The following is a 22,265-nucleotide window of genomic DNA, read 5'->3' as shown; positions in this document are numbered from 1 at the left end:
GATGTTGGGGCTGCTTGAATTTAAGATTAGTAAATCGTTTTACCATCTCCAATATTAAGTAAAAAAGAATTATTATATTCTTTAATTGTTGTAAATAGTGCGTTACTGAAAGGCTATAATAAAAAAAGTCAAAAAAAAGGTGCTCGTTAAGAGCACCTTTTATAAAGCATTAATTAATAACCAGGGTTTTGAGTTAGATTGGTATTCAAATCTCTCTGTCTTTGAGGAATTGGATACAAAGCTTTTGTAGCAGCTGTAGGCGTATGATCCCACCATGCATTGGTCGTAAATTTACCAAAACGGATTAAATCATCCCTTCTCATTCCTTCGAAGATAAATTCTCTGCCTCTTTCAGCCAAAAGTTCATCCATAGTTAAAGTTGCAGGCGTATATGCTCTAGTTGCCCAGTCAGCAGCAGAGTAAGCACGTTTTTTACAATCGTTGATCAATTGTACAGCTTCTGCATTTGCAACACCACCATTTTTACGCATTATAGCCTCCGCTTTAGCGAAATAAATCATGGTTAGGCGATAGATATTCCAATCTCCATTATTGTAGTTTGGATCAATAGCCGGAATACCACCCGGACCAGCAAACTGGTTACCTAATTTATATTTGTTAAAACGTACACCAGAGTTTTCTTCACCTTCACTCATGTTAGAAACTGTCGAGTTACTTTTGTTTTTACGAATGTTATCAACGAAAACTAACGGCAAACCGTTGTATTCTTCAGAAGCTAACACAGGCGCAGTAGGGTTCGTAAACTGGTACATTGTACCTTCTAACAACCAAGTTCTTTTTCTCAAATCAGCATCTTCGTAGGTTGTAAAAACACCAGGAATAACTACAATACCATCGTTACCATTTCTACCACCACCATAAATTTGTTGTTGTTTAAAGTGATAGAATTCTGAAGGCCATGATGGCTGGAAGTTGGCTACACTATAGTTATATGCAATAGAGAAAATAACTTCTTTTGATAAATCATTTGTCGTTTTAAACTGATCGGTAATATTTGGATCTAAAGCCATTGTACCGTTCTGTGCGCCACCTTCGCCAGCGATTAATTTATTTGCAGCTGCAATACAATCATCCCAGCGCGCGGTACCTGTCCAAACTTCAGCATTAAGATAGAGTTCTACAAGCATTGCATAACCAGCAGCCTGAGAAATACGGCCTAATTGAGCGCGGGATAATTTAGGCGTTTTATCAATATTTGCCTTGATTTCAGACTCAATAAAATTAAATACCTCCGTACGTGATTTGGTTTCAGGTTTAGCAGGAATACCCACCTGGGTTACAATTGGAATATTTCCGAACAAGTCCATTAATTTTAAATAATGGAAGGCACGTAACATTTTCAACTCTGCTACGAAAGCATCTTTTTCAGCCTGGCTAATACCCATTGCCGCGATATCACGTTTCTCAATATTTTCAATAGGGTCGTTACATAAGCCCATACCCCAAAACATTAAAGACCATGCACCGTTAAATCCGCCTTCGTCAGTGGTCCAGGTGTGGTAATGAAACCTTTTCCATTTACCTCCATCTTCACCATGACGGCCTTTTGTTGGCCATGCTAACTGGTCTCCTGAAAGCTCAGCCATGCGCCACCAACTATCCTGGCCTGATGGCGTAACCCATGCATTTGCGTGGGTATATGGCCTTAGTACAGCAGACAAAACTTCTGTTCTGTTGTTATAAAAGTTGTCTGTTAACAGCTCGTTATAAGCGTTTTCATCCAACTTAGTACATGCATTTGTGAGGCATAATACGCCTGCAAGTACACTATATATGATTGATTTATTTTTCATTTTTTTTTAATCTTTAAAATCCAACATTTAATCCGAATAAGAACGAACGTGTACTTGGGTATGAGCCACTGTTATCAACACTTGGACCTAAGCCGTTATCATTAATAAAGTCAGGATCACTACCTGTGTAGCCAGTAATAGTTGCTAAGTTTTGACCTGTTGCATAAACACGCATGTTTCTGATCAATTTGGTTTTAAACTTAAAGTTATACCCTAAAGTGACCTCATCAAGTTTTACGTAGCTACCTCTTTCTAAATAATAATCAGAGTACATATAAGTGTCGTTAATTTGGCTGTATTTGTCGAAAGTGCTCTTTAACAAGTTACCAGACCAAGTTTTGTTCGCATACGAAAGTGCATTTCTGTTTAAGATATCGTAATCAAATTTACCTCTTAAAAACACGCGTAAATCAAGTTGCTTATACCTAAAACTGTTATTTAGTGAAGCATAATATTTAGGAATGGCGTTACCGATCAATTGTAAATCCGTTACGTTTTTATCCCTTGAATTGTTGATTTGAGAATTTGGAACTGCTTGTCCGTTTCTATTGTAAAATAACCACTTACCTTCTGGTGTAAATCCAGCAAACTTCTTACCCCAGAACTCGCCTAAACGACCGCCTTCATAAGTAACGATAGCATCTCCAAGCGCACCAGCGCCGCCAATTCCACCAAATGTTTTGAAGTTAATTTTATACTCATCGTTTGAATAAGCATCCAAATTATTCCTCAAAGTACTTGCTGTTGCATCAATATCCCAGTTAAAATCTGGTTTAGATATTGCAGCATAGCTAAGTGCAATCTCGATACCTTTAGATGAAATTGTACCTACGTTGGTATAAATAGAACTTTGAATAAAAGGCGGCTGTGGAGAGGTGTATGTATCTAACAAATCTTTCGTTTTACGATTAAATAAATCGATCTGACCAGTTAAACGGTTCTTTAACAAACTGAAATCGATACCAATATTGGTTTCTATTTTTGTTTCCCATTTCAAGTTTGGATTTGGGTTACGGCTTGGTCCGTAAGTTTCCAGGTACTGACCATCTGGATATAAGTAACGACCACCACCGCCAAGAGTTACCCTTGATGCGTTGTTAGAAAAACCACTATTACCTGTTTCACCATAGCCAACCCTCAATTTTAAGTTGTTAACCCAGGTAACATCTTTCATGAAATTTTCCTGAGAGATATTCCATGCTCCTGAAACAGCCGGGAAATTACCCCATTTGTTATTATCTCCGAAGCGGGATGAACCTTCTCTTCTCAAAGTACCTGTTAAAATATACTTGCCATCAAATACATAATTTACACGACCAAAGAATGCGATTAAAGTATTATCACTTTTGCTACTACCGATACCCGCTTTACCTAAACCTAATGCAGCACCTTGACCTAAGTTATCTTCATGGAACAAATCATTTATGAAACCGCGGTTGTTGGCACTTAAGCCTTCGCTCATGCCATATCTGTAACTATAACCTAATAAAGCACTAACGCTGTGTTTAGATGCAATGGTTTTATTGTACTGTAAGGTTGGCTCAAATGCCCAGTTTTGATTTAAAAAATCTGATTTGCCTGCATAACCTCCACCTGGAAAATCAGTGTTTTCTACTGAATTTTCACTTGTTCTTGAACGATAAGAACCATCAAAACCATTATCTCTTTGTACCGAACCGAAAACTGAAGCTTTTAAACCATCGATAATATCTAAATCAACTTTAATATCTGCCGATGTTGTTTGTTGTTTACGGTAAGATGTCTCCTGAAATAAACGGGCATATTCATTTGTACTCGTTAAATCAAAACGATAACTTCCATCCGGATTAAAGTTAGACAGGGTCGGGTTTTTAGTTTGTTCACTTTCCCATCCACCGCCACCTAATAAATTGGCTTTGTTAAAGTTTGTAACCAAGTTTGTCTGAATCCTTAAACGATTATCCAAACCTGTCTGGTTGATGTTTAATCTTAAAGTATATTCTTCTCTGCTGTTTTGCTTAGCAATACCTTGCAAATCACGATAGTTAAAACTAGCTCTATAGCTGGTTTTATCTGTACCACCACTCATGTTAAAGTTATGGTTGTTCGAAATATTATTTTTTTTAATTAATTCACCTACAAAATCGGTTTCGCTACCAAAATTTTGTTGTTTAATTTCGCCAGATGCTACTTTAGCTTTGTATTCTGCAGGAGTTAAAAACTCTAACCATGGGTTATAAACTTCTACCCGTGCATAACCATTATAGTTAAATTGCGGAGGACCTGGTTTACCTTTTTTAGTGGTGATTAAGATTACACCTGCATTTGCCGTAGAACCATAAATTGCAGCAGCAGAACCATCTTTCAATACGTCGATCGATTCGATATCATCTTGTTGCAACAAATCCGGGTTACCACCTGGTATTCCATCAATTACAAATAGAGGAGATTGACTGCCAGTTACCGAAACAACACCACGAAGCTGTACACTAACACCGCTATTCGGGTTAGAACCGCTTGTACGGGTTAAACTTAAACCAGCAACCTTGCCTTGAATTAAATCCAAAGCATTTCTTGAACCACTTTGTCTGAAATCCTCAGAAGTAACATGCGTAATAGCAGAGGAAACTTCTTTCTGAGGCAAAGTACCATAACCGATACCAACTACAGTTACCTCATCTAACTTAGTTTCGGCATTTACCGCAAGTCTTATACTTAGTGCATCACTTTCACCAACAGTTACATTCTGAGTATCATATCCGATATAAGTAAATCGTAAAACCTCACCTGCGTTTGCTTCTATTCTAAACTTACCATTCGCATCTGTAACAGTTGTTTTGCCGGAAGTCTGGTTTTTGATACCAACACCCGGTACCGGTGTGTTTTTATCATCTACCACAGTTCCCGTAATAATTTTTTGCGCCTGAACCTGCTGCTCCAACAAGTCCATTTTCAAGAATCCTTTCGCTCCTTCCCTGGCCAAATTCATTGAAAACGCAGGGCCATTAAGCAATATTATTGCAGCAGATAGCCCCGTAATTTTAAGTAAATTAATTTTCATTAGCGGTTTTGTTAAATTTTTATTGATTAGTTATGTTATTAGTTTTACTGTACGCTCCCTTATCGACATCTGATATATCGGTAATAAGAAATGAAAGCATAATGCCCGATGCCTTACATTTATTTTATCATTTCATTAAAAAGTGAAGAAATTGTTAATCGTAAAAACAAAACTGTTTGGAGCGGAACAGTCCTTCTGTAACAAAGAATTAATTTTAATTACAATAGCGTTAGCCCCTCGCGAAAGTCTCATAAATACATTTGGTTATAGTAAATCGTTTTACCATATCAATAGTAGAAATTTTTTTTGATTTAATAAAACGTTTTAGTTGTAAAAAAAACGTTACGATTCAGATTGCAGTTATTTTTTTAATCTCTGAGGATGAGCTTTGCCGGAATTATAACCTGTTGGCTTGGCAATTTTGTCTTTGTAGTCAGTTGACTTAATATGAGTTTTATAACAGTCTCAGCAATTTCCTCTAAGGGCTGCTGAACAGTAGAAATACCTGGAGTATGCAATTCGAAAGCCTCGTGATCGTCGTAGGCAATTACAGAAAACTCAGGCCCTATTTTTTTATTTGTTATCTTAAGTACTTTTAAACCACTTATAGCTAAGTAATTCGTTGCAAATAAAACTGCATCTATTTCCTCCGTATCGAAAAGATGTTTTATCTGCTTTATGGTAGCTGCTTCATCCTGGTTAAAATGAATTTTCAAAACAAGCGCTTCCTTATACGGCATCTTATGATCCAAAAGTGCATTTCTGTAGCCCTCAAAACGTTCATTTATCTGTTGAACATCGATGTCTGTGGTAACGAGGGCTATATTCTTTTTACCTTCTTCAATAAACGTTTTTATCGACTGATACGACGCACTGAAATGATTAGAACCAACATAATTTGTGTCTACATCAGGCAAATTCCTGTCGAACAGGATAACTGGTTTATTATCATTTAAAAGAACCTGAATGTCTTTTTCCAAACCTTTAATCGGCGAAATGATGTAAGCATCCACCTTTCTTGATTTGAACATGTTAATCAGTTCCTTTGCTTTTTCTACATCATTTTCGGTACTTGAATAAATTATTTTATAGCCATGTTTATAGGCCTTGTCTTCAATTAACCGCGCTACTTTGGCGAAAAAGGAGTTGGAAATGTCTTCAACGATTAAACCAATGATGTTAGAGTTGCCTGTTCTTAAACTTCTGGCAATCTGATTTGGTTTGTAGCCACTTTCTACAATAATTTTTTCTACTTTTTCGATTACCGCCTCACTAATAGATTTTTCCTTCGCCTTTCCATTAATAATGAATGAAACTGTAGTTATGGAAACGTTCGCTTTAAGAGCAATATCTTTTATGGAGAGGGCTTTCATCTAATTCAATTAAACTTCAGGTGTCATGCCAAAACTAAGTAAAAATACGTTATTTTTCATGTAAGGCTAAACTGATTTCATCGAATGGTATTATTTGATTTTTTTTGAGCTATAAACACTGTACCGTTTAAAACTGATAGACCTTTAAAAGGCAGCCAACGGTACCTTGCTCTAAACTTATAAATTACTGATTGTTAGTTTTTAAGTATTCGATGATCAACCTTGCTGTTTTTTCCGAAGCGCCTGGTTTACCCATTAGGTTGGCTAACTTGTCGTAATTTGAAAGCATGGTTTCCCTGGCGGATCCGTCGACAATTAATCTCAATTCTTCATCGATTCTTTTTGTAACACAATCCTCTTGGATTAATTCTGCTACTATTTTTGTGTCAACAATAAGATTTACGAGGGAAATAAACCGAATTTTAACCAGCATTCGCGCGATAGCGATAGACACTGCGCCACCTTTATATACCACAACCTGGGGCACCTTAAATAAAGCTGTTTCCAGAGTCGCTGTACCTGAAGCCACAACCGCCGCATGTGCATGATGAAGCAGGTTATAGGTTTTATCAAACAAAAGATGGATTTTTTTAGTACCTATAAATGTTTTATAGTAACTTTCGCTGAATGTTGGTGCAGCTGCAATTGCAAATTCATATTCCGGAAAATTATCGGTAATGCTTAGCATCACAGGCAATAAGCGCTCTATTTCCTGTTTCCGGCTCCCAGGCAGAAAAGCTATAATTTTGCTGTTACCAATATTATTATCTAGTCTGAAATTAACATCAGGCTTAAAAAGCGCTTTTTCATCCAGCAATGGGTTACCGACATAATCAACCTTCATATCCCATTTTCCGTAAAAATCAACTTCAAACGGGAGGATGCAAAACATATGATCGACAACCTTTTTTATTTTCAGAACCCGTTTTTGATTCCAGGCCCACACTTTTGGAGAAATGTAATAGCAGACTCTTATACCACTGGTTTTGGCAAATTCAGCAATTTTCAAATTAAAACCTGGAAAATCAATTAAGATTAAAACATCCGGCTGCCAATCAATTAAATCTTTTTTGCAAGCACTTAAGTTTTTGTAAATCGTTCTGAGATTTAATAAAACCTCCGTAAATCCCATAAATGCCATATCGGCATAGTGTTTTACCAGCTGGCCCCCTTCTGCCTGCATTTTATTTCCACCAAAGTATCGAAAAACGGCTCCATCATCTTCACCTTTCAAGGCTTTCATTAAATTTGCACCGTGTAAATCGCCCGATGCTTCGCCGGCGACAAGGTAATATTTCATTTTTATAGGTAGAAAATGGTAAATGGAGATTGAAAAATTGAAAATGAAAGGGGATAATTGAGCGTATAAAATAAAAAATTAAAGACCAGAATCTCTTTAACACCGTTATTCTCTCTTTTCCACCTTAGATTTTCCATCTTTAAAAAACTTTATAATAGAAAAAAACAAAGGCACATAGAAATGTTGCCGCCAATATACCCCTTCCAATATTCTCTTTATAATTATTAAAGAAATATTGCATCGTGTAAGCATTCACTGCAATGCAACCAATGTACAATAAATCAGCTTTAGCAAGATAAATTACGTGATGAATTAGGTACCAGGCGATTGCACAAAGAATAGAAGGCATTACCAATCCAACTCCCAGTCCCACCCATACCGAGTCTTTTAATTTGCTTAATTGATGATTCATTTGCTAATTAACCAAGATTTAAACCATCCGGCGCAGAAATTTTAATAGTAGAATTATCTGCTTTCTCGTCTACATCAAAATTCCAGCTGTTTAAAGCTGGGATTGCGTGATGCGCAGTTAGATCGAACTGAACCGGAACAATAGAAACATAGCCATGTTCCAATGCCCAAACATCGGTATCTTCCCCGCGATCAAAATTCTCAAAAACACCGGTTAACCAATAGTAAGGCCTTTTATACGGATCTGTTCTTTCGTCAAATTCTTCCATCCATTTTGCATTAGCCTGACGGCAAATTTTAATTCCTTTAAGTTTGCCGCCTTTAGGGAAATTAACATTTAGCAAAGTCCCTTCGGGTAAACCATTTGCTAAAACCAGTTCGCAAATTTGCTTAATATATTTTTTAGTGAAACTAAAATCTGCGTCAGCAGCAAAATCATCTAAGGAGAAACCAACTGAAGGGATTTTTTCTATAGCGCCTTCAACAGCGGCAGACATGGTACCTGAATAAAGCACGTTTATTGAATTATTTAAACCATGATTAATTCCTGAAACACATAAATCGGGCTTTTTACCTTTAAAGATTTTATTTACGCCAAGTTTAACACAATCTACAGGAGTGCCACTGCATTTATACATCTCTACTCCAGGATACAAATCTACTTTATCGAAGCGAATAGGTTTACCAATTGTAATCGCATGCCCCATCCCGCTCTGCGGACTATCAGGCGCAACCACAACAACATTTCCCAACTCCTGCATAACCTCCATCAGGTTTTTAATTCCCGTCGCAGTTATACCATCATCATTAACAACTAGAATATTAGGTTTTGTACTTTGCTTAGTCATGATGTAAAAATACAGATTATAAAATTTAAGGCGTAATAAAGCTAAATTTTTAAGTCAGGTTTAATTCCTACATCTTTAGTTTGCAATAAAAATTATTTCATTCACTAGCTTAAACCATATATATTTGGATAAATAACTTATTTGATACGATGATTCATTTACCTCTTGTATTAATGAACAATCGCAACCATAAACCAAATCCAAATAAATGAAATTCAAACTATTTAGTCTTGCCTGTTTCCTGATAACTGGTACGTTTGTTAAAGCACAAACTTATCAATGGAAAACCGGCACATCAGGCGGTTACACGTACAAGTATGTAACAAACGACCCATCTTCAACGCGCTTTTACACACTAAAAAATGGCCTGACGGTTATTCTATCCCCAAATAATAAAGAACCGAATATCCAGTTTCGAATGAGTGTTCGGGCGGGCAGCAACACCGACCCAAAAAACGCAACAGGTTTAGCGCATTATTTAGAACATCTTTTATTTAAAGGAACTGATAAATTCGGCACCACAAACTGGGCAAAAGAAAAACCCTATCTGGATAAAATTGATGCCCTTTATGAAAAGTATAATAAAACAACTGACCCTGTTCAGCGCAAAGAAATTTATAAGGAAATAGATAAAACTTCGGGCGAGGCTTCTAACTTTTCGATAGCAAATGAGTACGACAAAATGATGTCGGGCATCGGTGGAAATTCATCAAATGCGCACACCTGGTATGAAGAAACTGTTTACAACGAAGATTTTCCATCAAACGCAACTGATAAATTTCTAGCCATTCAAGGCGAACGTTTCCGTAAGCCTATTTTCCGAATTTTCCATACGGAACTTGAAGCTGTTTATGAAGAAAAAAACCGGGGTTTGGATAACGACCCAAATAAACTGGATGAAGCGATGATGGCTTTGTTGTTCCCAACCCATAATTACGGGCAGCAGACTACAATTGGAACAATCGAGCATTTGAAAAATCCATCTCTCGTAGAAATTCGAAATTATTACAACAAATACTATGTACCAAACAATATGGCTGCAGTATTTACAGGCGATTTTAACCCTGATGTAATGATTAAAAAAATCGATAATACTTTCGGTTACATGGTTTCAAAGCCTGTCACGCTTTACAATCCGGCTCCTGAAAAACCATTAACTAAAATTCAACAGGTTGATGTTTACGGTCCGAGTGCAGAAATGGTAGAAATTTACTACCGCGGTTTTGCTGAAAACACGAAAAATAGCCTCATGCTTAACCTGATTAAAAGCATTTTGTTCAATGGCAAAGCTGGCCTGATCGATATCAATCTAAACAAACAGCAGAAAACGCAACGCTCGAGCGCAAGCTACCAGCAAATGAAAGATTATGGCGTCTTCAATTTATCGGCACAACCACGTCAGGGACAGAGCTTAGAGCAGGCATCTAAACTATTATTAGAGCAAATCGATTTGCTAAAACAAGGAAAGTTTGATGATGACTTAATCGAAGCGGTTGTTGCCAATCAAAAACTGAGTTTTTTACAGGCATTTGATAGCAATAATAGCAGGGCTGAATATTTATCGAACGAGTTTATTTTAAACCGTGGCACCAAGTGGGATAAGAGTTTAAGCGATATTGAAGAAACCGCTAAAATTACGAAAGCACAGGTTATTGCGTTTGCCAAAACCTACTTTAAAGATGATTATGTAATTGGTTTTAAGCACAAAGGCGAAGATAAAAATATCGTTAAAGTAGAAAAACCGGCTATAACCCCTATAAATGCGAACGGAAACCTAACCTCGCCGTTTGTTAAAAACATTTTGGAAGCGCCGGTAAAACCAATGGAACCGAAGTTTCTGGATTATAAAAAAGATATTATAACCGGTAAGCTTGGTATTGCCGATATTTTAACTACAAAAAATAGTGAAAATTCTATTTTTAGAATGACTTATAGATTTAACCACGGTGCAAATAGTTATAAACTGCTGCCATACGCTGCAAGCTATTTGCCATTCTTAAGTACAGATAAATATAGTGCTGAAGACATTAGCAAGGCGTTCTACAACATCGCTTGTACATACAGTTTAACTGTTGGAACAGAAAACACAACGATTAACATTAGCGGTTTACAAGAGAATTTTGATAAAGCGGTAAGCCTGGTTGAACACATTTTTGCGAATGTAAAACCAAACGAGAAAGCGCTGTCGGATTTAAAAAGTACAATTTTAAAAAGCAGGGAGAACAACAAATTAAATAAAGGCCAGATTATGGCCGGCTTAACTTCTTATGCGCAATATGGTAGTTTAAATCCATATAATAATGTGTTATCAAATGAGGATGTTAAAAATATGAAAGCAGACGATTTAATTTATCTGTTGAAAAACCTTACAAATTATGAGCACGTAATTACTTATTACGGTCCGAAGGATGTAGCTACTTTTACTACTGACATTAAGAAACAACACCTGTTACCAAAAGAATTTACACCTGCAGCGCCTGCCAAAGTATATGCATACAGCGTTCAGGACAGTAATAGAGTTTATTTTGCAAATTACGACATGGTGCAATCCGAAATTCGCTGGTTCAGAAATACGGGTTTATACAACAAAACAGACAGGGCAAATATTGAGGTTTTCAATAACTATTTTGGTGGTGGTATGGGCTCAATTGTATTCCAAACCATCAGAGAATCGAAGGCATTAGCCTACTCAACTTATGCAACTTACCAAATGCCAGACAAAGCAGACAGACAATACAGCATGTTGGCTTACGTTGGTAGCCAGGCCGATAAAATGACGGATGCAGTAAATGGTATGAATGAGTTATTAAACGTTTTGCCACAGAGTGATAAATCATTTGACGGTGCTAAATCCAATGTTTTAACATATTTAGAATCGAATAGAGTAACCAAAGATGGCATATTCTATTATTACTTTGCTGATAAGAAATTAGGCTACGACTACGATTCTAGAATTGACCTATACAAAGAGCTGAAACCAATTAATTTCGCAAGCATCAAGGCTTTTCATGATGAAAAAGTTGCAAATAAACCCTACACTTATTTAATCGTTGCTTCTGATAAAAAAGTTAAATTAGAAGACATGCAGAAATTCGGAAATGTTAAGACATTAACATTAGAACAGATTTTCGGTTATTAGTATTTTAGAATAACAAGTAAAAAAGGGCGATTCTCAGAAAATGTGAATCGCCCTTTTTAGTACTAATGATATTTTAACTCAGATAGAATATCCTGAATAGAAAATTTAGCGGCACAAACAAACTCATCAGCTGCACCATAATAAATTGTCAACTCATCGCCATTGACGACATGCCCGTTTGTAAAAACAACCTGTCCGAAAAAACCGCAAACTTCGTATTCTGCTGCTGGTTTCATAATTGGTTCGTCGGTTTGTGCTAAAACCCTCGATGGATCGTTTAGGCTCATTAAAAAGGCACCCAAACAATACTGATGCTCACCGTTTGCACCATGGTAAATTTCCAGCCAGCCTTTTTCTGTTTTAATCGGGGCTGCACCGGCTCCCACACGTTTGCTGTCCCACTTACCTTTCCGGGTTTTAATTAAGCATTTATGATTACCCCAATGAAATCCGTCTGGTGATTCGGCAAGCCAAATAAAATTACCACCTAAGTCAACGCTACTCGGGCGGTGTAAAGCATAGAACTTACCATTAATATTTTCTTCGAAAACTGCACAGTCTTTATTGTGTGGAGGGATAACCATACCATGCTTCTTAAAAGTCTTCCAATCTTTTGTGGTTCGCATGCCAACGCCTACGCCGTGCTCAGAAACCGCAGTATAGGTTAGATAATAAGTGTGCTCTATTAAAGCCACTCGACAATCTTCAATGCCGAAGGCCTCATCCGGTCCCTCCCCCTGCAATAAAGGGTAGCCTTCGGGCTGATAAAAATTGATGCCGTCATCACTACAAACCAATCGCAAATGTGAAAGTGTAGTTAAATAATCGGCGCCTTTGTATGTGATAATACGAGGATCATTTGCAATTAAATCCGGGTCATTCCCATTTATTGCTTTAATCTCTATTCCATCGCCGCTTAAAACAGGGAAAGAAATTACACCATCTATTTGTGCAGGCCGCTCCGCAACGCGAATAAGCAACCATGTTTTATTTTGAAAAGTAAAAACACCTGGATTTAACAAGCAGGCAATTTCTAAACCTTCGCGACTCGGAATTAAATCCTTAGGCGATAGTATGGGATTTTGCGGAAATCGTTTTGCAATGTCTGTCATATAGCTCACCTTTTTCAACAAACAAAACAGGCAATCAATTGTGATTGCCTGTTTTGTTTAACGATATTAAGATTATAATGAGTTAATCCATTTCACCAACTCATCCCGGCCTTTACCGGTTTTTTGCTGTAATTTTCCCAATAATTCATCATCTTTACCTTCTTCATGGGCTAGATCATCTTCGGTTAGATCGCCATAAGCCTGTTTAACCTTGCCTTTAATCTCATTCCATTTTCCTTTTAATTCTAATTTATCCATCTTGTTGTCCTTTATATATTTGTATTTAAACAACAACAGGACTAGCATATTGTTTGTTAAACAAGCCTTGTTGGTTCTATTTCAGGGAAAGTAAAAATTTCCATGAAAGCCGATCCAGCTTGTTTAAACATACATCTAAATCATACTATCTTCTTGAAGCTTCAATAATTTCATCAACGACAGCAGGATCCATTAAGGTTGAGGTATCTCCGAGATTTGCTGTATCTCCTTCAGCAATTTTACGCAGAATGCGTCGCATTATTTTACCAGACCTGGTTTTTGGCAATCCTGAAACAAACAATATCTTATCAGGCTTGGCAATTGCACCGATTACCCTGGTAACCGTTTGTAAAATATCTTTTTTGGTTAAATCTGCTTCCCCATGCATTTCGGGGTTAATTACAAAGGCATATATTCCCTGTCCTTTAACATCATGAGGGTAACCAACAACAGCACTTTCCACTACGCCTGCGTGCATATTAATTGCATTTTCGACTTCAGCAGTTCCGATTCTGTGGCCTGAAACATTCAAAACATCATCGACACGCCCGGTAATTCTATAATAGCCATCCTCATCCCGCAGACAGCCATCACCTGTGAAATAAAGATTTTCGTAGGTTGAGAAATAGGTTTGTTTACAGCGCTCATGGTCGCCATATGTTGTGCGCAGCATTCCGGGCCATGGAAATTTAATGCATAGATTGCCACTTACACCATTGCCTTTAATTTCGCTACCATTCTCGTCTACCAGGATTGGTTGAACGCCGGGAAGTGGCAATGTTGCAAAACTTGGCTTGGTTTTAGTAACGGTTGCAATAGGTGAGATCATGATCCCACCGGTTTCGGTTTGCCACCAGGTGTCTACAATTGGCGCCTCATTGTGACCAATCTTTTCATCGAACCAATGCCATGCCTCCTCATTGATGGGTTCTCCTACCGAACCTAAAATACGTATAGAGCTTAAATCTTTTCCATTGAGCGGTTCTTCACCAAAACTCATTAATGAGCGTATTGCCGTTGGAGCAGTATATAAAGTATTTACCTTATGTTTCTCAACAATGTCCCAAAAGCGCGAGGGGCCCGGGTGTGTCGGGATTCCTTCAAACAGAACTGAGGTTGCGCCTTGAGAAAGCGGACCGTAAACAATGTACGAATGCCCTGTAATCCAACCGATATCGGCGGTACAAAAATAAACTTCACCAGGCTGATAATTAAATACATTCGAAAATGTGTAACCAGCATAAACCATATAACCTCCACAGGTATGTACAACACCTTTTGGTTTGCCTGTTGAGCCCGATGTATAAAGAATAAACAACATATCTTCTGCATCCATTTCTTCTGCCTCACAGGTATCATTAACATGTTTTACCTCATCTTCCCACCAAACATCCCTTCCTTTAAGCATTGAAACTGGTGTGCGAACGTGCGTTAAAACAATACATTTCTCTACAGTCGGGCAGCCGATTAGGGCATCATCTATTACATCTTTTAATGGAATTTGTTTATTTCCTCTATAAGCACCATCCGCCGTAATCACTAGTTTACATTGCGAATCATTAATCCTGTCAGCGATCGATTTAGCAGAAAAACCGCCAAATATTACAGAATGTACTGCACCTATCCTGGCGCATGCTAAAACTGCAATTGCCAGTTCGGGTACCATTGGCATGTAAATACAAATGCGATCGCCTTTTTTAGCACCATTTCTTTTTAGAACATTGGCAAAACGGCAAACCCGTTCGTGCAACATCTTATAAGTTAACGTAACACTTTCTTCTTCGGGATTATTCGGCTCCCATATAATCGCAGGTTTATCTCCGTTAGCAGCAAGATGCCGGTCCAGACAATTTTCAGTTATATTTAATTTTGCGCCCTCGAACCATTTTATTTCGGGGTCTTTGAAATTCCATGACAATACTTTGAACCAAGGTTTACGCCATTGAAAGTTTTGCGCAACTTCACCCCAAAATTGCTCCGGATTTTCTACGCTTTTTTTATATTCTTCCTCGTATTGCTGAAAAGTTGTAATTTGCATCGCTGTTTATATATCGTTAGTATCGGCTAATTTAAATAAATATTAACAACCTGAAATGGTCAAATTACATCTAATTACAGGCAGCAAAACAATTTTAAAAATATATGAAAATATTTAGCTGACCACTTGTCATTTACAATAATTATTCAGATATTTGCACACTCTTAAAAAAATTAAGCGGACGATATTAACAACTATATTTATAAGTCATGTCAAGAGTTTGTGATTTAACAGGAAAAAAAGCAATGGTAGGTAACAACGTTTCTCACTCAAACGTTAAAACCAAACGCAAATTTTACCCGAACCTACAACTTCAGAAATTTTATATTCCTGAAGAAAATCGTTGGATTACGTTGAAAGTTTCTACTTCAGCAATTAAAACCATCAATAAAGTGGGTATAAGCGAAGCAATCAATCGTTTCGTTAAAAAAGGATTTTTATAAAAAAACTTTAACTGTTGAGATTAACAGTTTACAATTTATATTAAAATGGCAAAAAAAGGTAACAGAGTTCAGGTTATTTTAGAATGTACTGAACATAAAGAAAGTGGCATGCCAGGTATGTCTAGATATATTTCTACCAAAAACCGTAAAAATACGACTGAAAGATTGGAATTGAAAAAATTCAATCCGGTATTAAGAAAAGTAACCGTTCACAAAGAGATTAAATAATTGAATGATAGATTGACTGAATGATTGAGTATTTCATTCATTCGAACATTCACTAATTCAATCATTAAAATTATAAAAACATGGCTAAGAAAGTAGTTGCAACCCTTAAAACAGGTACAGGTAAAGAATATTCGAAAGTTATTACAATGGTTAAATCACCAAAAACTGGTGCTTATTCATTCAAAGAGCTTATCGTACATAACGACCACGTAAAAGATGCTATTGCATCTAAATAGGTTAATATTTTTTAATATTAGAAGATATTAAAGGCCGTTCCGTTTAAACCGGAAGGGCTTTTTTTGTTATATAAAAATTTAGATATGGGTTTATTCGATTTTTTCAAGAAGAAAGAAAGTGCACCTGAAGCCCAGGAAGCATTGGATAAAGGTTTAGAGAAAACAAAAGATGGTTTCTTTAACAAAATAACCAAAGCTGTTGCCGGAAAATCTTCTGTTGATGATGAAGTTCTCGATAATCTGGAGGAAGTTTTAGTAACCTCTGATGTCGGTGTAAGCACAACGCTGAAAATAATTAAGCGTATTGAGGAACGCGTTGCAAAAGATAAATACCTGAATACCTCTGAATTAAATTTTATTCTTCGCGATGAAATTCAGTTATTGTTATCAGAAAACAACAGTAATGATTTCCGTCAGTTTGAATATGGCGAACATAAACCTTATGTTATTATGGTGGTCGGCGTAAATGGCGTTGGTAAGACGACTACAATCGGCAAACTCGCTCATAAGCTTAAAGAAGCAAATCTCAAAGTTGTTTTAGGCGCTGCAGATACATTTAGAGCAGCCGCTGTAGAACAGATTAAACTTTGGGGTGAGCGTGTGGGCGTCCGGGTTGTTGCTCAGGCAATGGGATCGGATCCGGCATCGGTAGCTTTTGATACACTCCAATCTGCTGTCGCCAATGGCGAAGACGTTGTAATTATCGATACCGCAGGGCGTTTACATAACAAAATAGGTTTAATGAACGAACTTGGTAAAATTAAACAGGTAATGCAAAAGGTGGTTCCGAATGCACCTCATGAAATTTTATTGGTTCTTGACGCCTCAACCGGGCAAAATGCATTTGAGCAATGTAAACAGTTTACTGAAGCAACAGACGTAAATGCTTTAGCAATTACAAAGTTGGATGGAACCGCCAAAGGCGGGGTTGTGATAGGAATATCAGACCAATTTAAAATTCCTGTAAAATATATTGGCGTCGGTGAAAAAATAGGCGATTTACAACTTTTCGATAAGAGGGAGTTTGTGAATAGTTTGTTTAAATAGCACTTCGTGGGTGATTCCACAGATTACTGGATTACACAGATTTTAGGTAATTTTAGTAATGGAATATGAGAAAGGCCTGATTATGGAAGCAATAATTGGATGTAGTTACAATATTCATAATCATCTAGGCCCTGGATTTCCAGAGAGAATATATTCAAACGCTTTAAAAATAAAAGTAAAGCAAATAAATTTAAGGCACGAAGTAGAAAAAGAGTTCAAAGTTATATTTGAAGGCAGTCTGATAGGCACCTTTCGTTGTGATTTAGTTGTCGAAGATAGCGTGATAGTTGATTTATAAGCGGTAGCAGGTTTTCAACCTAAGTTATTCAAAAGTCAAGTTATTTCTTATTTGAAAGCAAGCAAAATTAAAACAGGATTATTGATTAACTTTGGCAATTCCAGCTGCGAAGTAAATAGACTTGTCGTTTAAATTTTAAAACCAAAGCATCCATTTTTGAGTGCAATTAGGCTGATTAAAATCGACTACATAATTTATAATATCAAAAGAATCGCAGTATAATTAATATCCGCAAGGGAATCTGTGGAATCGCTAAATCGGTGGAATCAATCTACAAGGAAAGCGAAATCAAATTAATATGAATACCAAAACCATAAAAAAAAGTTCAACAATCAAGCAACCTAAAATCAATGTGATTACCTTAGGTTGCTCAAAAAATATTTACGATTCAGAAGTATTAATGGGTCAGCTCCGTGGCAATAACTTAAATGTTGTGCATGAATCTGATAAAATGGGTAAAGATGACATCGTTGTAATTAATACCTGCGGTTTTATCGATAATGCCAAACAGGAATCAATTGATACCATTCTACAATTCAGCGAGTTAAAAGAAGCAGGTAAAATTGGCAAAGTAGTGGTAACAGGCTGTTTGTCTGAGCGTTACAAGCCAGAGCTGGAATCAGAAATCAGCAATGTAGACGCCTTTTTTGGCACCAACGACCTGCAAAATATATTACATGAGTTAGGTGCCAATTACAAACATGAACTTATTGGCGAACGTTTGTTAACCACTCCTTCTCATTTCGCCTATTTCAAAATTGCGGAGGGCTGTAACCGCCCTTGCTCTTTCTGTGCCATCCCTTTAATGCGAGGCAAACATTTAAGCAAACCAATGGAAGAGTTGGTTAATGAAGCAAAAATATTGGCTAGAAATGGCACAAAAGAGCTGATTTTAATTGCTCAGGATCTTACCTATTACGGTTTAGACCTCTATGGTGTGCGTAAGTTAGATGAGTTAATGCGCCGTTTATCAGATGTTCCTGGCATTGAATGGATTCGTTTACAATATGCTTATCCTTCAGGTTTTCCGATGGAAATTTTAGATGCCATGAATGAGCGTGATAATATCTGCAAGTATCTGGATATGCCATTACAGCACATTACCGATAATATGCTGAAGTCTATGCGCCGGGGAACGACAAAGCAAAAAACAATAGATCTGGTTAATCAGATTAGAGATAAAGTGCCAAATATCGCAATGCGAACCACCTTGATTTGTGGCTATCCTGGCGAAACTGAATACGATTTCGAGGAGATGAAAGCCTGGGTTGCTGAAACAAAATTTGATCGGTTGGGTTGCTTCACTTATTCGCATGAAGAAAAAACACATGCGCACACACTTGTTGACGATGTACCTGATGAGTTAAAACAACAACGTGTTGATGACATAATGGAAGTACAGCAGGGAATTTCTTTCGATATTAACCAGGAAAAAGTTGGAAAAACCTTTAAAGTTCTGGTTGATAAAAAAGAAGGTGATTTCTTTGTAGGAAGAACAGAGTTTGATTCTCCTGAAGTTGATAATGAGGTTTTAATTGACGCTGCAACCGGTTATGCGGCAAACGGAAGCTTTGTAAATGTAAAGATTAACAGAGCTGAAGATTTCGATTTATACGGAACAATAGTTTAGAAAACAAAAAGGCTCGATTGAATTTCAATCGAGCCTTTTTGTAAGGGATATTTTAGTTTTTAACTTCTACTCTGGTTCTAATCTGACTAGGCTTTAGCCAGATTTTAGCGCCTTTCGAGTTTACATAATATTTTTCGTTCTTCGCATTGATGTAAACATCAGAACCATCTGGTGCCATCTTACCTTTCCAGGTTTTATCAGCCACTTTTGAACCACCTTTTACCGCAACTTCAGCAGTTTTATTACCAACAGATTTTGCGCCTTTACCAATCGCTTTACCTGTTTTATCTAGTGCTTTGCCTACGTCTGTTTTCTTTTCCTGTGCGTTTACGCTAAGGCTCAAACCGCCAAATAATGCGAGTGTTAATAATCCTATTGCAAATTTCTTTTTCATGACAGTTATATTTATTTTGGAGGAATAACAGTTCATCTTAGCTTTTGTTTTACAATGAAGCACAATGTATTATGATAGCAAAGGAAAGAAACAACAGGAGTGAAAACAGTTACATCATGCAATTGCAGGATAAACTTTATATCGTGTAAAAAAGTTCAATCCTGTAAGCAGTTGGCAATTAACGTAAAATACTAATTTAGCTTTTCGGCGAGCAACTTCATTTCCATAGGGGGTGAATGACCCTCATATAAAATATTATAAACTGCCTTGCAAATGGGCATCTCTACATCATGCGCACGGTTTTTGAGTTGCATACATTTTGCTGCGTAATAGCCCTCGGCTATCATATTCATTTCCAGTTGGGCTGATTTTACCGTATAGCCCTTCCCCACCATATTGCCAAATGTTCTGTTTCTACTGAATTGCGAATAGGCCGTTACCAAAAGGTCGCCAAGATAGGCAGACTCCATAATATCGCGGTTTATTGGATGCACAACATCTACAAAAAGCTTGATTTCACGAATTGCATTGCTAATTAAAACTGCCTGAAAGTTATCGCCATAGCCAATCCCGTGGCAGATACCACTGGCAACTGCATAAATGTTTTTTAAAACCGCAGCGTACTCTGTTCCATAAATATCATCAGATATATTAGTTTTAATATATCTTGTATTTAGAAAAGAAGCGAAAGATGACGCTTTTTGCATATCGGTGCAGGCGATTGTTAAATAGGAAAGCTTCTCAAAAGCAACCTCCTCCGCATGGCAGGGACCGCTCACAACCAGAATATCATGGTATGGAATTCCGTAAACTTCGTGGAGAAATTCTCCGATAATTAAATTGTCTTCGGGTACTATGCCCTTAATTGCAGACACGATTTTCTTACCCTTTAAATCTTCAGGCGTGATATTAGCCAAACTGTCTTTCAAAAAGGCTGCCGGAACGTTTAAAACTATGTAATCAGCAGCTTCGATGATGCAATTTATTTCAGTAGAGATATTATCCGGGGATATTTTTATTTCTACAGAGCTGATGTAATGTGGATTGTGTTTAAACTTCTTGATGTGCTCAACTGCTTCAGCATTTCGCATCCACCAGTAAATCTCTTTTTCGGTCGAATTGTCTGATAGCATTTTAACAATTGCAGTAGCCCAGCTTCCGCCTCCAATCATTGCTATTTTTGGTACCATGGTTATAAAAAAGGTTAAAGGTAAAAGGTGTAAAGCATCAGGCTAAACAACTATTTAACCATTAACTTTACACCTTCAACAATGCAAGATACCAATTCCTGCGATTATTTATTAATTACTTTTTTCCGTCTTTGCTAAACAATTGGTCTTTAGAGGTTTTCTCTACTACCATTCCATCTTTAAGTTTATTTTGAATCGCAGAATAAGGGCCAGTCACAATTTCCTGTCCGGCTTTAACGCCAGATTTTACAATGATAAACTGATCATTTTGAATGCCGGTAGCTACCTCAGTTTGCTTAACTTTTTTGCTTGCGGCGTCATATACGTAAACAAATTGCTTAACCGTCTTATCTGCAAGTTTAGACTTCTGTTTGTCGTTATTTTCCTGATTATTTGCAGCAGCGCCAGCATCTGAGGATTTATTTTTATTATCTGTGAACACAGCCTGAATCGGAATTGATAAGCCTTTTAATGACTCACTTTCAATATCCACTGTTGCAGACATGCCCGGACGAAAAATAGATTGTTGTTTCCCAGCAAGCTCCTCCTTAATCCTGATTTTTACAGAAAAGTTTGTTACCTGATCTACCGATGTCGAAGTTGTTGTTCCGACTGCAGTTGATGAACTCGCAATTTCAGTAACTTCACCTCTGAATTTTTTATCAGAAAATGCATCAACTTCAATTGAAGCCTTATCACCAACTTTTACTCTCGTAATATCGTTTTCATTAACATCAACATTTACTTCCATTGATGATAGGTTAGAGATACGCATAATCTCTGTACCTGCCATTTGTGACGTACCTAAAATACGGTCGCCCAATTCGATAGAAAGTTTTGAAACTACTCCATCTACAGGAGCGTAAATTGTAGTTTTTGCGAGGTTTGCACCTGCTTCTTTTACGTTTGCACCTGTTTGCTCTAATGTAAATTTTGCACCGGTAACATTTTCCTTTGCGCTTGCTAAATTTGCTTTTGCGGTTAAATAAGCAGCTTTCGCGGCATCAAATTCTGAAGCAGAAATTACCTTTTTATTGAATAATTCTACATTACGTTTATAGGTAGCCTCTGAATTAACGAAATTCGCCTGGTTTTGAATTAATTGTTGTTGAGCTGCAGCTACACTGGCCTTTTGAGCATTAAATGTCGCAACGGTTCTTTCATAACCCGATTGCAATACATCAGGTCTAACTTTACATAGTAACTGGCCGGCTTTGACTATATCACCTTCTTTTACCTTAAGTTCTACCACCTCACCCGATACTTCAGAGCTTAGTTTCACTTCTGTTTCGGGTTGAATTTTACCACTTGCAGTAACCGTTTCCACAACAGTTCTATCAGTTGCTTTTTCCGTAGTTACCTTTTCGGTTTTGTTGCCCCCAATTACACCGGCAAGCTTTAATCCGATTAGAACAACAAGGATTACACCAATGGTAATTAAAATGTGCTTCAGTTTCATAATATTT

Annotated in this window: 18 protein-coding genes and 1 pseudogene; 7 read left to right on the top strand and 12 right to left on the bottom strand. The window is 37.2% G+C overall.

The window, feature by feature from the left end:
• Window positions 1-173 precede the first annotated feature (173 nt).
• The 6 genes from ASF92_RS20380 to surE all read right to left on the bottom strand — a co-directional run bounded on the left by ASF92_RS20380 (window position 174) and on the right by surE (window position 8,786).
• Entirely contained in the window at window positions 174-1,814 is a 1,641-nt protein-coding gene (locus ASF92_RS20380) for a RagB/SusD family nutrient uptake outer membrane protein (protein WP_056097575.1), read from the bottom strand.
• A gap of 13 nt (window positions 1,815-1,827) precedes the next feature.
• A complete protein-coding gene (locus ASF92_RS20375; RefSeq protein ID WP_231729876.1) occupies window positions 1,828-4,854 on the bottom strand; it encodes a SusC/RagA family TonB-linked outer membrane protein in 3,027 nt (1,008 codons plus the stop codon).
• A 368-nt stretch (window positions 4,855-5,222) separates the two neighbouring features.
• Window positions 5,223-6,227 carry a LacI family DNA-binding transcriptional regulator gene (locus ASF92_RS20370; protein ID WP_056097574.1) on the bottom strand — a complete coding sequence of 335 codons (1,005 nt, stop codon included), beginning with the start codon at window positions 6,225-6,227 and terminating at the stop codon, window positions 5,223-5,225.
• A gap of 184 nt (window positions 6,228-6,411) precedes the next feature.
• On the bottom strand, window positions 6,412-7,527 hold the full coding sequence (gene lpxB, locus ASF92_RS20365; protein ID WP_056097573.1) for a lipid-A-disaccharide synthase: 1,116 nt from the start codon (window positions 7,525-7,527) through the stop codon (window positions 6,412-6,414).
• Window positions 7,528-7,666: 139 nt separating this feature from the next.
• Window positions 7,667-7,939 (bottom strand): hypothetical protein, encoded by a 273-nt coding sequence (locus ASF92_RS20360; protein WP_056097572.1) that lies wholly within the window; start codon window positions 7,937-7,939, stop codon window positions 7,667-7,669.
• A 7-nt stretch (window positions 7,940-7,946) separates the two neighbouring features.
• Window positions 7,947-8,786, bottom strand: a complete 840-nt coding sequence (surE, locus tag ASF92_RS20355) for a 5'/3'-nucleotidase SurE (protein ID WP_056097571.1) — start codon at window positions 8,784-8,786, stop codon at window positions 7,947-7,949.
• Between the two features lie 208 nt (window positions 8,787-8,994).
• Here surE and ASF92_RS20350 point away from each other — a divergent pair, with 208 nt between their 5' ends.
• The gene (locus tag ASF92_RS20350) at window positions 8,995-11,925 is read left to right on the top strand and encodes a pitrilysin family protein (RefSeq protein WP_056097570.1); all 2,931 of its coding nucleotides are present in this window, start codon (window positions 8,995-8,997) and stop codon (window positions 11,923-11,925) included.
• Window positions 11,926-11,987: 62 nt separating this feature from the next.
• On the opposite strand, the gene ASF92_RS20345 is transcribed toward ASF92_RS20350, so the two are convergent.
• The 3 genes from ASF92_RS20345 to acs all read right to left on the bottom strand — a co-directional run bounded on the left by ASF92_RS20345 (window position 11,988) and on the right by acs (window position 15,333).
• A complete protein-coding gene (locus ASF92_RS20345) occupies window positions 11,988-13,037 on the bottom strand; it encodes a glycoside hydrolase family 130 protein (RefSeq protein ID WP_056097569.1) in 1,050 nt (349 codons plus the stop codon).
• A gap of 72 nt (window positions 13,038-13,109) precedes the next feature.
• Window positions 13,110-13,295: a CsbD family protein gene (locus ASF92_RS20340; protein ID WP_056097568.1), complete on the bottom strand. Its 186-nt coding sequence runs from the start codon at window positions 13,293-13,295 to the stop codon at window positions 13,110-13,112.
• 145 nt (window positions 13,296-13,440) lie between these two features.
• Entirely contained in the window at window positions 13,441-15,333 is a 1,893-nt protein-coding gene (acs, locus tag ASF92_RS20335) for an acetate--CoA ligase (protein WP_056097567.1), read from the bottom strand.
• A gap of 209 nt (window positions 15,334-15,542) precedes the next feature.
• Between acs and rpmB the strand changes: the two genes are divergently transcribed.
• The 6 genes and pseudogenes from rpmB to rimO all read left to right on the top strand — a co-directional run bounded on the left by rpmB (window position 15,543) and on the right by rimO (window position 19,215).
• Window positions 15,543-15,776 carry a 50S ribosomal protein L28 gene (gene rpmB / locus ASF92_RS20330; protein ID WP_025145121.1) on the top strand — a complete coding sequence of 78 codons (234 nt, stop codon included), beginning with the start codon at window positions 15,543-15,545 and terminating at the stop codon, window positions 15,774-15,776.
• 45 nt (window positions 15,777-15,821) lie between these two features.
• Window positions 15,822-16,004, top strand: coding sequence for a 50S ribosomal protein L33 (gene rpmG / locus ASF92_RS20325; protein ID WP_010599807.1), 183 nt, complete (start codon window positions 15,822-15,824; stop codon window positions 16,002-16,004).
• A gap of 80 nt (window positions 16,005-16,084) precedes the next feature.
• Window positions 16,085-16,240 (top strand): DUF4295 domain-containing protein, encoded by a 156-nt coding sequence (locus tag ASF92_RS20900; protein ID WP_010599808.1) that lies wholly within the window; start codon window positions 16,085-16,087, stop codon window positions 16,238-16,240.
• 84 nt (window positions 16,241-16,324) lie between these two features.
• Window positions 16,325-17,287, top strand: coding sequence for a signal recognition particle-docking protein FtsY (ftsY, locus tag ASF92_RS20320; RefSeq protein ID WP_056097566.1), 963 nt, complete (start codon window positions 16,325-16,327; stop codon window positions 17,285-17,287).
• 58 nt (window positions 17,288-17,345) lie between these two features.
• Window positions 17,346-17,717 (top strand): annotated as a pseudogene (locus tag ASF92_RS21475) (GxxExxY protein).
• Between the two features lie 166 nt (window positions 17,718-17,883).
• Window positions 17,884-19,215 carry a 30S ribosomal protein S12 methylthiotransferase RimO gene (rimO, locus tag ASF92_RS20310; RefSeq protein ID WP_056097564.1) on the top strand — a complete coding sequence of 444 codons (1,332 nt, stop codon included), beginning with the start codon at window positions 17,884-17,886 and terminating at the stop codon, window positions 19,213-19,215.
• Between the two features lie 52 nt (window positions 19,216-19,267).
• Here rimO and ASF92_RS20305 read toward each other — a convergent pair whose 3' ends face one another.
• The 3 genes from ASF92_RS20305 to ASF92_RS20295 form a co-directional block, all read right to left on the bottom strand.
• On the bottom strand, window positions 19,268-19,609 hold the full coding sequence (locus tag ASF92_RS20305; protein ID WP_056097669.1) for a hypothetical protein: 342 nt from the start codon (window positions 19,607-19,609) through the stop codon (window positions 19,268-19,270).
• A 191-nt stretch (window positions 19,610-19,800) separates the two neighbouring features.
• A complete protein-coding gene (locus tag ASF92_RS20300) occupies window positions 19,801-20,799 on the bottom strand; it encodes an NAD(P)H-dependent glycerol-3-phosphate dehydrogenase (protein WP_056097563.1) in 999 nt (332 codons plus the stop codon).
• Between the two features lie 115 nt (window positions 20,800-20,914).
• Window positions 20,915-22,258 carry an efflux RND transporter periplasmic adaptor subunit gene (locus ASF92_RS20295; RefSeq protein ID WP_056097562.1) on the bottom strand — a complete coding sequence of 448 codons (1,344 nt, stop codon included), beginning with the start codon at window positions 22,256-22,258 and terminating at the stop codon, window positions 20,915-20,917.
• Between the last annotated feature and the right edge of the window lie 7 nt (window positions 22,259-22,265).

It is taken from the genome of Pedobacter sp. Leaf176 (genome assembly GCF_001424305.1).
GTDB lineage: Bacteria > Bacteroidota > Bacteroidia > Sphingobacteriales > Sphingobacteriaceae > Pedobacter.
This window is presented reverse-complemented; position numbering and strand designations above follow the sequence as displayed.

Bases quoted from the DNA above. Each gene is read 5' to 3' on its own strand.
- ASF92_RS20380 (WP_056097575.1), bottom strand. From the start codon at position 1,814: ATGAAAAATAAATCAATCATATATAGTGTACTTGCAGGCGTATTATGC.
- ASF92_RS20375 (WP_231729876.1), bottom strand. From the start codon at position 4,854: ATGAAAATTAATTTACTTAAAATTACGGGGCTATCTGCTGCAATAATA.
- ASF92_RS20370 (WP_056097574.1), bottom strand. From the start codon at position 6,227: ATGAAAGCCCTCTCCATAAAAGATATTGCTCTTAAAGCGAACGTTTCC.
- lpxB (WP_056097573.1), bottom strand. From the start codon at position 7,527: ATGAAATATTACCTTGTCGCCGGCGAAGCATCGGGCGATTTACACGGT.
- ASF92_RS20360 (WP_056097572.1), bottom strand. From the start codon at position 7,939: ATGAATCATCAATTAAGCAAATTAAAAGACTCGGTATGGGTGGGACTG.
- surE (WP_056097571.1), bottom strand. From the start codon at position 8,786: ATGACTAAGCAAAGTACAAAACCTAATATTCTAGTTGTTAATGATGAT.
- ASF92_RS20350 (WP_056097570.1), top strand. From the start codon at position 8,995: ATGAAATTCAAACTATTTAGTCTTGCCTGTTTCCTGATAACTGGTACG.
- ASF92_RS20345 (WP_056097569.1), bottom strand. From the start codon at position 13,037: ATGACAGACATTGCAAAACGATTTCCGCAAAATCCCATACTATCGCCT.
- ASF92_RS20340 (WP_056097568.1), bottom strand. From the start codon at position 13,295: ATGGATAAATTAGAATTAAAAGGAAAATGGAATGAGATTAAAGGCAAG.
- acs (WP_056097567.1), bottom strand. From the start codon at position 15,333: ATGCAAATTACAACTTTTCAGCAATACGAGGAAGAATATAAAAAAAGC.
- rpmB (WP_025145121.1), top strand. From the start codon at position 15,543: ATGTCAAGAGTTTGTGATTTAACAGGAAAAAAAGCAATGGTAGGTAAC.
- rpmG (WP_010599807.1), top strand. From the start codon at position 15,822: ATGGCAAAAAAAGGTAACAGAGTTCAGGTTATTTTAGAATGTACTGAA.
- ASF92_RS20900 (WP_010599808.1), top strand. From the start codon at position 16,085: ATGGCTAAGAAAGTAGTTGCAACCCTTAAAACAGGTACAGGTAAAGAA.
- ftsY (WP_056097566.1), top strand. From the start codon at position 16,325: ATGGGTTTATTCGATTTTTTCAAGAAGAAAGAAAGTGCACCTGAAGCC.
- rimO (WP_056097564.1), top strand. From the start codon at position 17,884: ATGAATACCAAAACCATAAAAAAAAGTTCAACAATCAAGCAACCTAAA.
- ASF92_RS20305 (WP_056097669.1), bottom strand. From the start codon at position 19,609: ATGAAAAAGAAATTTGCAATAGGATTATTAACACTCGCATTATTTGGC.
- ASF92_RS20300 (WP_056097563.1), bottom strand. From the start codon at position 20,799: ATGGTACCAAAAATAGCAATGATTGGAGGCGGAAGCTGGGCTACTGCA.
- ASF92_RS20295 (WP_056097562.1), bottom strand. From the start codon at position 22,258: ATGAAACTGAAGCACATTTTAATTACCATTGGTGTAATCCTTGTTGTT.